This window comes from Pseudoxanthomonas sp. CF385, assembly GCF_900104255.1.
Classification (GTDB): Bacteria; Pseudomonadota; Gammaproteobacteria; order Xanthomonadales; family Xanthomonadaceae; genus Pseudoxanthomonas_A.
In genome coordinates this window covers 874,740-887,312 of the sequence record NZ_FNKZ01000001.1, presented here as the reverse complement: position 1 = coordinate 887,312, position 12,573 = coordinate 874,740, and the positions used below count along the sequence as shown (strand labels likewise).

Genomic DNA, 12,573 nt, shown 5'->3' with positions numbered 1-12,573 from the left:
ATCCGCGCGGGACGTGCTCGTGTTGAGCCGTGATTCTACGTAAGACTACGGGCGCGGGGGGTTATCGCCGCGTGCAGGCTGGCCGTCATCACGCGGACGCGACGGCGCATTGCCGCCGCGGCGCGAGGGGCCCGCGTCATCCATCGTGCGAACACGGCCACGATCGTCGACGTACTTCACCCGGTTGATCTCGCGGCCGTCGTACTGCATGCGCTCGACGCTCAGCACCTGCCCGCCGGTCTCGTTGCGCACGCGGCGCACGGAGTCGGACATCGAACTGCGATGGCCGCGATCTTCGGCACGCTGGGGGCCGCGTTCGCGCGACGGGGGCGCGTCGCGACGGCCTTGGTCGTCCTGCGCCAGCACCGCGGAGGTGCCCGCCAGGACGATGAGCGCCGTCATGGCAACGGCGGCAAGGGTCGATGAACGAAATCGCATAACGGAATCGTAACGGATACGGGGCCGCGAAACTGAACGGAACCCGAAACCGCCTCTGTGGACTGGAGGCAAAGTCTTGGCCGGCGGCGGTGAATCCGTTCTGAATTTATCCACAGCCCAACGGGCCCCATTCAGCCAGCTGAACAGTCAGAAAATCTCGGCCACACAACACCTTAGCGAACCACCCCCGGCCTCGATGGCATCCAGCGGCACGCTGCGGATGGCGAAGCCGGCCGCCTCCTCCAACTGCCGCCGAGACGCCGGCTCCAGGCGGTCATGGGCCCGTCGGCTCATCCATACCGATCGATCCGTCAGGGCGATCGCATTGCCGGCGAAGGCGGCTTGCTCGGCCGGCGACAGCGTCACGACATGCGGGCCATACAGCGCCTGCAGTGCGGAAACCACATCGCCCTGCAGCGCGTGCGGGCAGACCAGGGCGGCGCGGCCGGCCAATACGGCGAGCAGCACGTTGGTGTGGTACTCGCCCGCGGCCAGGTCGAACATCAGGGTGGCACGCAGGCCGAAGGCGTGGTGCATGCGGGCGGCGCCGGCTTCGTCGCAGCGCTCCGACAGCCCGCAGAAGCCGATGCCGTGCGACCGGTCGATGACCAGTGCGCCCGTCAGCTCGCAGGGATGCGGTTGGCTGGACAGGTCGGCCTCTGCGTAGCCGAGGACGTCGCGGAAGTAGCCGCGGATGTCGGGCCGCTCCGCTTCGCGCTGGCGCACGAGATGGCGCATGCGCCCGACGACCAGGCGCGGCTGGCCGTCGACGCATGCCGTGGCGAACACGTTGTTCGGGAACACCGCATCCGGCGTCGCCTCGCTGCCCGGGAAGCAGATCACGGGCAGTTCCTGCGACAGCGCGCGATGCAGCGCATGGTGTTCGCGCAACGCCGCATCGGCGTCGAACGCCCCGGCGTCGGCCATGTACCGGTTGTCCTGCGCGGACTGCTCGGCCCGCACGAAGCCGTCCGGCGACACCAGGAACGCCGCACGTGCCGTCGCCGGTCCGGCGTCGGCCGGGAGCGTCCGCGCACGGGCGATGAAGGCATCGATGTCGCGCGTGATCATGGGTCAGGCCGCCGGCCGCAGTTCGCGCGTGGTCGCCGCGAGCGCCTGTTCCACCAGCGACCAGTCCGCGCCGGGCCTGTGCGCGCCTTCGCTGAGGATCTGCCGGAACGCGCGCCCGCCCGTCTGCGCGTGGAACAGCCCCAACACATGCCGGGTCAGGTGCTTCAGCGCCACGCCCTTGGCGAGCTGCGTTTCGACGTAGGGCCGCCACGCGCGCAGCAGGTCCGCGCGCGTCGCAACCTCACCCCCGAACAAGGCAGCCTGCATTTCGTGCAACACGTAGGGCTCGTGATAGGCCGCACGACCGATCATCACGCCATCGCCGTGCTTCAGGTGCTCGTGCACCTGCGCCGTCGTGGTGATGCCGCCATTGATGGCCACCGTCAGTTCCGGCCGCTCACGCTTGAGCCGGTACGCCCAGTCGTAGCGCAACGGCGGGATCTCGCGGTTCTCCTTCGGCGACAGCCCCTGCAGCCACGCCTTGCGCGCATGCACGAAGAACACGTTGCAGCCGGTCGCCGCCACGGTATCGATGAAGGCACGGAACAAGCCGTAGTCTTCCTGCTCATCCACGCCCAGGCGGCACTTCACCGTCACCGGAATGCGGACGGCATCGATCATTGCCGCCACGCACTCGGCCACCAGCGCGGGCTCCTTCATCAGGCAGGCACCGAAGCGCCCCGCCTGCACGCGGTCCGACGGGCAGCCGACGTTGAGATTCACCTCGTCGTAGCCCCACTCCTGCGCGATATGCGCCGCCTGCGCCAAGTGCGCGGGCTCGCTGCCTCCCAACTGCACCGCCACCGGATGTTCGCCGGCATCGAAACCGAGCAGGCGGTCGCGGTCGCCATGGATCACCGCCTGCGCATGCACCATCTCGGTGTACAGGCGCGCATTCGGCGTCAGCAGCCGGTGGAACACGCGGCAGTGCGTATCCGTCCAGTCCATCATCGGAGCAACGGACAGGCGCAGGGCTTCGTGGGGAATCGGGGGGGACGTCATGTGGGTATTGTAGCGTGGCGCCTTTTCGGCCCCCACTCCAGCACAACGCGCTAGGACCTCGTCGCGATGCGCGACGCATCTCACTCCCGCGCGACGAACCTCAGCCCCACCCCCGGCTCCGTCGCGATATACCGCGGCGCTGTCGCGTCATCGCCCAGCTTCTGGCGCAGTTTGCCGACGAGGATGCGCAGGTAGTGGGTGTCGTCCTGGTGGGTGGGGCCCCAGAGTTCGCGCAGCAGCTGCGGCTGGGTGACCACGCGGCCGGCGTGCTGCAGCAGCAACGCCAGCAGGGCGAACTCCTTGCGGCTCAGCACCACCGGTTCGCCGTCCAGGGTCACTTCGCGGCGGCCCAGGTCCACGTGCAGGTGGCCGTCGTCGAAGAGGGCCATCGCGGCGTTGGCATGGGCGACGCGCGCGCGGAGCAGGCCGCGGATGCGCGCCATCAGTTCCTGCACGCCGAAGGGCTTGGTGACGTAGTCGTTGGCACCGCCATCGAGCGCGGCGACCTTCTCGGCTTCGCCGTCGCGCACGGTCAACATGATCACCGGCACCTGCGACCACTGGCGCAGCTCGCGCAGCACGCCGTGGCCATCCAGATCCGGCAGGCCGATGTCGAGCACGACGAGGTCGGCGCCGTGCGCAGCCAGTTCCGCCAAGCCGGCGCGCCCGCTGTCGGCCAGCGCCACCACGTAGCCCTGCGCGCGCAGGCTGATATCGAGGAAACGCCGAATCTGCGGCTCGTCGTCGATCACCAGGATGCGCGCCGGCGGCGCGGACGCGGGCGGTGGTGCGGTGTAGGTCAAACCGGTTCCTGCGGCGTGGGCGTCAGCAGCGGCAGGGTAATCCGGATCACCGTGCCGCGGCCATCGGGCCCGGGCAACGCCTGCACGCTGCCGCCATGGGCGCCCACCATGCCCTGGCAGATGGCCAGGCCCAGCCCGGTGCCGTGGCGGCCGCGGTCGCCGCGTTCCACGCTGTAGAACATGTCGAAGATGCGCGCGCGCTCGTCTTCCGGTATGCCGGGGCCGCGATCGCGCACATCGATGCGCAGCGCCCCGTCCACAAGCTTCGCGTCGATCTGCACCGGTTCGTCCGGCGGCGAAAACTTCGCCGCGTTCTCCAGCACGTTGAACACGGCCTGCTCGATCAAGGCCGGGTGCACCCAGATCGTCGGCACGTCCAGGGCGACCGAGGTCTGCACGCGCACACCGGGCTGGTAGCGCTGCAGGCGCGACACCGCCGAGCCGAGCAGCTCGTCCACGCCGATCCAGTCGCGATTGAGGGTCAGTCCACGGTGGCCGAGGCGGGTCATGTCGAGCAGGTTCTGGATATAGCGGTCCAGCCGTTCGCCCTCCTGCTGGATGGTGTCCAGCAGGCTGCGCCGATCATCTTCCCCCATCTGCTGGCCGTAGCTGGCCAGGCTGCTGGCCGAACCGATCATCGAAGCCAGCGGCGAACGCAGATCGTGCGAGACCGACGACAGCAGCGCCGACCGCAGCCGCTCGGTCTCGCCGCTGACGCGCGCATCCTCCAGCTCGGCGACCAGCCGCGTGCGCACCACGGCCTGTGCGATGTCGTCGGCCATCGCTTCGGCCAAGCGGCGCTGCTCCGGCAGCAGCCGCGTGTCGTGATCGAAGCGCAGGCCCAGCACGCCCAGGCTGCCGCGATCCCCGCGCAGCGGCAGGAACCAGCGCCCCGCGCCCGCTAGCGTATCGGTGTGGCGACCGGTGGGCTGGCCGTGCTGCTGCGCCCAGTCGGCGGCGGCACGGTCGATCTCGCTCGGCGTGCCATCAGCGGGCTCTTCGCGCCCCTGTACGCGCAACCAGGCATCGGCGGCCAGCGCGCGCTCCAACGCCTTGCGCCCGGCGACCAGCACCTGCCCCAGGTCGGCGGCGCCGGCCAGATCGCGCGCCAGCGTCTGCAGGGCGGTGGCCTGCGCATTGGCCGCCCGCAATGCCACCACCTGCATGCGCAGGCGCGAGGCCAGGCGCCCGGCGACCAGCGCGGCCACCAGGAACAGGAACACGGTGGTGACGCCCTGGCGCGCGCCGATGTTGAAAGTGAAGCGCGGCTCGATGAAGAAGAAGTTGTAGGCCAGGAAGCTCAACAACGCGGCGACCACCGCAGCCGTCATGCGCGTGCGCGCTGCCACCAGTACCACCGCGACGATGAACACCATCGACAGGTCTTCCAGCCCCACCCAGCGTTCGGCCAGCCACGCTACGCCGATCGCCAGCAACGAAGCCACCGCCGCGAACGCCAGCTCATTCCGCTCCAACCAGCCGCCCAGGCCGGTATAGCCGCGACGCGCACGTGCACGCGCTTCCGGTGTGCTGATGATGACCAGCTCGTAATGCGCGCCGCGCTGCAGGATCTGCTGCGTCAGCGTGCGGTTGATCATGCGCGCGAACGGCCGCTCGCGCGTGCGCCCCAGTACCAGCGTCGATGCACCGCTCTGGGTGGCGTGGTCGAGCAGCGCATCGGGAATGCGCGCGCCCCGCAGCACTTCGGTGTCCGCGCCCAGCCGGCGCGCCAGCGCGAAGGCCTGGTCGATCTCGCGCTGCTGCGCATCGTCCACCGTGTCCGATACCTGCACGGTCACCACGCTCCACGGCGCATCGCGCCGCTCGGCGATGCGCCGCGCCGCGCGCACCAGGTACTCGGACTGGCCGCGGCCGTCGATGGCCACCAATACGCGCCGTCGCAGCGGCATACCCGGCAGGCCGCGCGCGGCCTGGTCTTCGCGCAGGTCGGCGTCGACGCGGTCGGCGGCCGTCTGCATGGCCAGTTCGCGCAACGCGATCAGGTTGGAGGGCGAAAAGAACGCCTGCAGCGCCTGCGCCGCCTGTTCCGGCAGGTAGACCTTGCCCTGGTGCAGGCGTTCGATCAATTCGCGCGGCGGCAGGTCCACCAGCACGATGTCGCGCAGGCGGTCGAACACGGCGTCCGGCACGGTCTCACTGACGCGCACGCCGGTGATCCGATGCACGACGTCGTTGAGGCTTTCCAGATGCTGGATGTTGATCGTGGTGTGGACGTCGATGCCGGCATCGAGCAGTTCGATCACGTCCTGCCAGCGCCGTTCATGGCGGCTGCCGGGCGCGTTCCGGTGGGCCAGCTCATCCACCAGCGCGATCTGCGGGCGGCGCGCCAGCAGCGCGTCCAGGTCCATCTCTTCCAGCCAGCGGCCCTGGTAGGCCACGCGCTTGCGCGGCAGGATGTCCAACCCTTCGGTCAGCGCGGCGGTCTCGCCGCGCCCGTGCGTTTCGACGATGCCGACCACGACATCCCTGCCCTGCCGGCGCAGTTCGCGCGCCCGCGACAGCATGGTGTAGGTCTTGCCGACCCCCGGCGCCGCTCCCAGGAAGATGGTCAGCCGCCCGCCCTGCTCGCGCTGCAGGTGGTCAATCAGGGCATCAGCCTGGCGTTCGCGGGCGTCGGTCATGGGCCTATTGTGCGCGTTGGATGGCTCAGTGCGCCTGCGCATCCAACGCCAGGTTCAACGCGAGCACGTTGATACGCGGCGCACCGAGCAGGCCGAATTGCGGCGCCTCGGTGTGCGCGGCGACAAGGCGTTCGACCTCGCCCACCGGCAACCCGCGGACGCGAGCGACACGGGCGACCTGGATCTGGATGGCGGCCGGCGACAGATGCGGATCGATGCCACCGCCGGACTGGGTGACCAGATCCCCGGGGACCGCATCGGGCGCTACGCCTTCGCGCGTGGCGACGGCGGTGCGCGCCTCGTCGATGCGGCTGCGCAGGTCCGGATTGGTGCGGGCCTGGTTGCTGCCGGCCAGCGTCATCACGTCGTATTTCGCGGCGGACGGGCGCGACTGGAAGTAGCGATCATCGGCGAAGGGCTGCGCGACCAGCGAAGAGCCGATCACCTGGCCGTCGCGTTCGAGCAGGCTGCCGGTGGCCTGGTGCGGGAACAGCACCCGGCCCAGCCCCGCGCCGGCCAACGAGTACAACAGGCCGAAGCCGAGCAACGTGACCAGCGCCAGCATCAGCGAGGTGCGCCATACCGGCGTGGAAGCAGTCGTTGAAACGTTCATGGAAACTCCTCAGGCGCCGATGACGGCGGCCAGCAACAGGTCGATGAGCTTGATCGCGGCGAACGGCAGCAGCACGCCGCCCACGCCGTAGACCAGCATGTTCCGGCGCAGCAGCGCGGTGGCGCCGGCCGGGCGGAAGCGCACGCCGCGCAACGCCAGCGGGATCAGCAGCGGGATGATGATGGCGTTGAAGATGAGTGCCGCCAGCACCGCGTTGGTCGGGCTGGACAGCTGCATCACGTTCAACGCGCCCATCGACGGGATGGCGGCGGCGAACAGCGCCGGCAGGATCGCGAAGTACTTCGACACGTCGTTGGCCAGCGAGAACGTGGTCAGCGCGCCGCGCGTGATCAGCTGCTGCTTGCCGACTTCGACCACTTCCAACAGCTTGGCCGGGTCGGAATCGAGGTCGACCATGTTGCCGGCTTCCTTCGCCGCCTGCGTGCCGGAGTTCATCGCAAGGCCCACATCGGCCTGCGCCAGCGCAGGCGCGTCGTTGGTACCATCGCCGACCATCGCGACGAGGCGGCCACCGGCCTGTTCCTGGCGGATGCGCGCCAACTTGTCTTCCGGGCGCGCCTCGGCGATGTAGTCGTCCACGCCGGCTTCGGCGGCGATGGCGGCGGCGGTCAGCGGGTTGTCGCCGGTGATCATCACCGTGCGGATGCCCATGGCGCGCATATGGGCGAACTTTTCCTTGATGCCGTGCTTGACCACGTCGGAGAGTTCGACCACGCCGAGCACGTGGTTGCCGTCGCTGACCACCAGCGGCGTAGCACCGTTCCGGGCAACCTGCTCGACACGCGCGGCGAGTTCGGCGGGCGCGCTGCCACCGCTGGCCTGCACATGCGCGAGGATCGCGTCCGACGCACCCTTTCGGATGACGCGCGCGTGGCCGCGGCCGTCGTCCGGCAGGTCCACGCCGGACATGCGGGTCTGCGCGGTGAAGGCGATGAATTGCGCCCGCGCCGGTTCGTCAAGCGTTGCACCCTGCTCGCGCGCCAGGCGCACGATGGACTTGCCTTCCGGCGTGGGGTCGGCCAGCGAGGCCAGCATCGCCGCATCGCGCAGCTGTTCGCGGTCGACGCCGGCCAGCGGATGGAACAGCGTGGCCTGGCGGTCGCCGTGGGTGATGGTGCCGGTCTTGTCGAGCAGCAGCACATCGACGTCGCCGGCCACTTCCACCGCCTTGCCCGACTTGGCCAGCACGTTGGCGGCCAGCGCGCGGTTCATGCCGGCAATGCCGATGGCCGGCAGCAGGCCGCCGATGGTGGTCGGGATCAGGCAGACCAGCAGCGCGACCAGCAGCAGCGGATCGAGCTTCGCGCCCACGAAGCCCGCGATGAAGGGCAGCGAGACCACGACGATCAGGAAGGTCAGCGTCATCGTCAGCAGCAGCAGGCCAAGCGCGATCTCGTTCGGCGTCTTCTGCCGGTTGGCGCCTTCGACCAGCGCGATCATCCTGTCGAGAAAGCTGTGCCCGGGCTCGGCGGTGATCTTCACCACGATCTCGTCGGACAGCACCTTGGTGCCGCCGATCACGCCGCTGCGGTCGGTGCCGGCTTCGCGCAGCACGGGGGCGGATTCGCCGGTGACGGCGGATTCGTTGATCGTGGCCAGGCCCTTGACGATCTCGCCATCCGCGGGAATCTGCTCACCCGCCGAGACGATGACGTAGTCGCCCGCCTTCAGTTCCGCCGCGGGCAGGCGCCGCTCGGTGCCGCCGAGCGGTGTGTCGACGCGACGCGCGACCAGGTCCTTCCGCGCGCGCCGCAGCGAGGCGGCCTGGCCACGGCCGCGCGCTTCGGCAACGGCTTCGGCGAAGTTGGCGAACAGCACGGTGACGAACAGCAGCACGGTCACCGACCATCCGATGCCCGGCGTGGTGGTGCCGGCCAGGGTAAGGCCAGCGGTCAGCAGCGTGCCCAGCCATACCACGGCCATGACCGGGTTCTTGAAGGCGTGCTGCGGGGCCAGCTTGGTGAAGGAGCCGATGACGGCAGCGCGGAAGCCCGCGCTGTCGAGCAGGGCCGGCGCACGGCCGGCGGAGCGGGAGGAAGTAGAAGTCATGTCGGTGTTCTCAGAGCGCGCTCAGGGACAGGTGGTCGGCGATCGGGCCGAGGACCAGCACGGGCATGAACTGCAGCAGGGTCAGGATGACAACCACGGCGATCAGGGTGAGCGCGAAAGTCGGGGTTTCCACCTGGAGGGTGCCGGGGCCTTCGGGCGCGGCGCGCTTGCGCGCGAGCGAGGCGGCGATGGCCAGCGGGATGATCAGCGCAGGGTAGCGGCCGAGCAGCAGCATCAGCGTGGTGCTGAGGTTCCACCAATAAGTCGCATCGCCGAGGCCTTCGAAACCGGAACCGTTGTTGGCGAAGGCCGAGGTGTACTCGTAGAACACCTGGCTGATGCCGTGGAACGCCGGATTGGAGTTGCCGGTGATCGACGGCACGGCCAAGGTAATCGCCGTGAAGGCCAACAGCGCCAGCGGCTGCAGCAGCACGAGCGCGGCCAGCAGCTTCACTTCATGCGCTTCGATCTTGCGGCCGAACAGTTCGGGCGTGCGGCCGGTCATCAGACCGGCGAGGAACACGCTGAGCAGCAGGTAGACGAGAAATTGTTGCAGGCCGCAGCCGATGCCGCCCCAGATACTGTTCACCAGCATGTTGCTGAGCGTCACCAGGCCGGTCAGCGGCGCCAGCGAGTCGTGCATGGCGTTGACCGAACCGTTCGACGTCTGCGTGGTCACCGCGGCCCACAGCGCGGACGGCGCGTCACCGAAGCGCACTTCCTTGCCTTCCATCAGCGCGATGTCGTTGGACGTACCGGAGAGGCTTTCGGACCAGAGCGACGCGCCGGTCGAGATCACCGACATCGTCAGCATGGTGCCGAACACCAATGCGGTGAACTTCTTGCGGCCGGTGAAGCCGCCCACCATGAAGGCGATGCTGACCGGGATCAGGATGATGGCCAGCGTTTCCAGCAGGTTGGAGAACGGCGTCGGATTTTCCAGCGGCACCGCGCTGTTGGGGCCGTACCAGCCACCGCCGTTGGTGCCGAGCTGCTTCACCGCGACCATCGGCGCGACCGGGCCGACGGCGATCTTCTGCTCCGCCATCTGCGCGCTCGCGTCGATCGGCGTGGCGAACGGGCCGCCCTGCAGCGTCGCCGGCACGCCCTGCCAGGTCAGCGCCAGCGACCAGACCAGGCACAGCGGCAGCAGGAAGCGCACGGTGGGACGGATCACGTCGGCCCAGTAGTTGCCGACATCCGCGTCGCCGCCCGTGCTCTTCGCAAGGGCGCTCTGATTGCGTCCCCCGAACATGCCGCGCAACGTCGCCGCCACCAACGCCAGACCCATCATCGGCGTGATGACCTGGAGGCCGACGATGCCGGTCATCTGCGCCAGGTGCGACAACTGCGCCTGACCCGAGTAGTGCTGCTGGTTGGTGTTGGTGAGGAACGACACCATGGTGTGCAGCGCCAAGTCCCAGCGCATGTTGGGCGCGTCGTTGGGATTGAGCGGCAGCCACGCCTGGGTCATGAAGACGATCCAGGCCAGTACGCCGACGACGAGGTTGCTGGCGAGGAAGGCGATGGCATAGGCCTTCCAGCCCATGCCTTGCGCGGGATCGACGCCGAGCAGGCGGTAGAGGAGGCGTTCGATCCAGCCGAACAGCCGGTCGCCCCCCATCGGAGCACCGCGCATCACCGCCGCCAGGTAGCGGCCCAGCGGCCAGCCCAGCGCGATGGCCAGCGCGAATACAAGAAGGAATTCAGTCATGGGAGTCGTCCATCGGCGCGCGTGCGCGCCGCGTGATCAGCAGGAACATCAGGCCGGCGCCGGCAACGACGCCGACGAGCGACAACGACAGGTGGAGGAAGTCGGTGAACATGGCGATCAGAACGCGGCCTGCAGTGCCGCTTCCACGCGCGAACCTGCCAGACCCGGGAACAGCGTCTTGGCGCTGCTGTCGGTGGCGTGCGCGGTGACGCGCAACTCGAACGGGGCCTTGAACACCCACACCGCACCCAGTTGCGCGTGTGCGTAGCTGTCGTCGTAGGCATCGTCCAGCCAGTAGTAGCCGGCGGCGGCTTCGAGGCGGACCTGCTCGCCCAGCGGAATCTTCGCGCCGAGCTGAGCGTAGGCACCGGCTTCGTCCGTCGCGAGCGCTTCGGTGGAGTAACCCAGCTGTGCCCAGTAGTTCTGCTTCCAGGTCAGCGTGCCGATGGCCTCGGTCCAGTTGAGGTCGACGGTGGCGGACGGGTAGCGGTAATGGGTCAGGTTGACGTCGAGCGCCCAGTCATCGGACAGCGCGCCGCTCCAGCCCACGGTGGCGTCCAACTCACTGCTGGCCTGGGTCTCCGGGGCGAACTCGACGTTCGAGCCCCAGATGGAACCATAGACACCATTCTCGGCCGTCGCCCTGAAGCCCGCCTGCACGGCCGGGTCGCCCTGGGTCTGGGTGGTGCCACGCCAGACGTAATCGGTGGTGAGCGCACCGGATCCGTTGAACGTGGCGGCGTGCGCGGTGCACGCCGTGGCCAGCAGCAGGCCGGTGGCGACGGTGGAAACGGCGCGACGCGCAGGCATCGGCCCGCGCAGGAGGAACGAAGAGGAAGACATGGGTGCGATCCTGGCGGGAGGAGTTCCGCCGACCGCGAAAGTCTGGTCCTGCCCCGCGTAAAGCCGCCATGCGCTTCCCGCGCACCGCCGTAAATTCGGCGTAAAGCCGCGCGTCCCGGCTTAGCCTGCGCTGCGCGCCTGCGACGGGGACGTACCGAGCACGTGCTCCGCATCCTGGTCGAACACGGGCGCGGCGAACGGCGCCGGCCCGGGCGTGCGCCCGAAGGCGATCGGCCGGGTGACGCCGCGGTAGCTGCCGACCACCGGATGCGCGATCTCGGCCACCATGTCCTCGGCGAGGACCTGCGGATGCTCGAACATGTCCTCCACGCGGCGCGCGGCCGCGCAGGGCACTTCATCGCCGAAATGCGCTTCCCACTCCGTCGCGGAGCGCGCCTGCAGCGCGGCGTGCAACTGCGGCACGATCTCCGCGGCATGTTCGGCGCGCTTGCGCACGCTGTCGTAGCGCGCGTCGTCGGCCAGCGCATCCAGGCCGGTCAGCCGGCACAGCGCCTTCCAGAACCGCGGGGTGTTGGCGGACAGGTACAGATAGCCTTCGCGCGCCGGGTGGATGCCGGTGACGCCGCCGGAGCGCATGTCGCGGCCGATGTCGAGCGCCTCGCCTTCGGCCCAGATCATCCGCGCCGACTGCATGGTGAGCGCGCTGCGCAGCAGCGATACCCCGACGAACTGGCCGCGCCCGCTGCGTTCGCGTTCGTACAGCGCCGACGACACGCCGGCGGCCAGCAGCGCCGCGGCGTAGTAGTCCACCACTGAACCGTAAATGATTTCCGGCGCGCCACCGCGCTTGCCCTGCAGCGTGCACATGCCGGTCATGGTCTGCAGCACCTGGTCGTAACCGGCCTTGTCCTTCATCGGGCCGGTCTCGCCGTAGCCGGTCACCGCGCAGTAGATCAGGCGCGGGTTGATCATGGTCAGGCTGTCGAAATCGATGCCCAGCCGCTTCGGCACGCTGGGACGGAAGTTGTGCACCAGCACGTCGGCCTCGCGCACCAGGCGCAGCAGGGCGGCGTGGTCGGCCGCCTGCTTGAGGTCCAGCGCGATGCCCTGCTTGCTGCGGTTCACGCCGAGGAAGGCGCGGCTCTCGCGCTCCAGCGTGGACGGGTACTGGCGCAGGTTGTCGCCATCGGGCGGCTCGACCTTGATGACGTCGGCGCCCTGGTCGGCCAGCAGCGTGCAGCCGTAGGGGCCGGCGATGTACGCGCTCAGGTCCAGCACCTTGACCCCGCTCAGCGGCCCGGCCGGCCCGGTGCGCTGGCGCGAACGGAAGGGAGACGTGTTGTCCATGGAAAGGGGCTCCTTCAGTCGCCGCCGCAGCGGCGATGGCCAGTCTGTGCCACGTGGCGGACGGGATAC

The 12,573-nt window shown here is 69.2% G+C and carries 10 protein-coding genes; all 10 read right to left on the bottom strand.

Features of this window, described 5'->3' with window-relative positions; genetic code table 11:
- Positions 1-45 precede the first annotated feature (45 nt).
- Positions 46-402, bottom strand: coding sequence for a hypothetical protein (locus BLT45_RS03795; protein WP_254771781.1), 357 nt, complete (start codon positions 400-402; stop codon positions 46-48).
- A gap of 183 nt (positions 403-585) precedes the next feature.
- Positions 586-1,509 (bottom strand): arginine deiminase-related protein, encoded by a 924-nt coding sequence (locus BLT45_RS03790; RefSeq protein WP_093295374.1) that lies wholly within the window; start codon positions 1,507-1,509, stop codon positions 586-588.
- 3 nt (positions 1,510-1,512) lie between these two features.
- Complete coding sequence (dusA, locus tag BLT45_RS03785; protein WP_093295371.1) at positions 1,513-2,511, bottom strand: tRNA dihydrouridine(20/20a) synthase DusA; 999 nt, start codon at positions 2,509-2,511, stop codon at positions 1,513-1,515.
- Between the two features lie 80 nt (positions 2,512-2,591).
- A complete protein-coding gene (locus tag BLT45_RS03780) occupies positions 2,592-3,314 on the bottom strand; it encodes a response regulator (RefSeq protein WP_093295368.1) in 723 nt (240 codons plus the stop codon).
- Positions 3,311-5,956: a sensor histidine kinase gene (locus tag BLT45_RS03775; RefSeq protein WP_093295365.1), complete on the bottom strand. Its 2,646-nt coding sequence runs from the start codon at positions 5,954-5,956 to the stop codon at positions 3,311-3,313. The genes BLT45_RS03780 and BLT45_RS03775 overlap by 4 nt, the downstream gene beginning before the upstream one ends.
- 25 nt (positions 5,957-5,981) lie before the next feature.
- Positions 5,982-6,569, bottom strand: coding sequence for a potassium-transporting ATPase subunit KdpC (gene kdpC, locus BLT45_RS03770; RefSeq protein ID WP_093295363.1), 588 nt, complete (start codon positions 6,567-6,569; stop codon positions 5,982-5,984).
- Positions 6,570-6,578: 9 nt separating this feature from the next.
- Positions 6,579-8,639, bottom strand: coding sequence for a potassium-transporting ATPase subunit KdpB (gene kdpB / locus BLT45_RS03765; protein ID WP_093295361.1), 2,061 nt, complete (start codon positions 8,637-8,639; stop codon positions 6,579-6,581).
- A 10-nt stretch (positions 8,640-8,649) separates the two neighbouring features.
- Positions 8,650-10,353: a potassium-transporting ATPase subunit KdpA gene (kdpA, locus tag BLT45_RS03760; RefSeq protein ID WP_093295359.1), complete on the bottom strand. Its 1,704-nt coding sequence runs from the start codon at positions 10,351-10,353 to the stop codon at positions 8,650-8,652.
- 117 nt (positions 10,354-10,470) lie between these two features.
- Positions 10,471-11,196, bottom strand: a complete 726-nt coding sequence (locus tag BLT45_RS03755) for a TorF family putative porin (protein ID WP_254771780.1) — start codon at positions 11,194-11,196, stop codon at positions 10,471-10,473.
- A 120-nt stretch (positions 11,197-11,316) separates the two neighbouring features.
- Positions 11,317-12,504 carry a CaiB/BaiF CoA transferase family protein gene (locus BLT45_RS03750; RefSeq protein WP_093295355.1) on the bottom strand — a complete coding sequence of 396 codons (1,188 nt, stop codon included), beginning with the start codon at positions 12,502-12,504 and terminating at the stop codon, positions 11,317-11,319.
- Positions 12,505-12,573 lie beyond the last annotated feature (69 nt).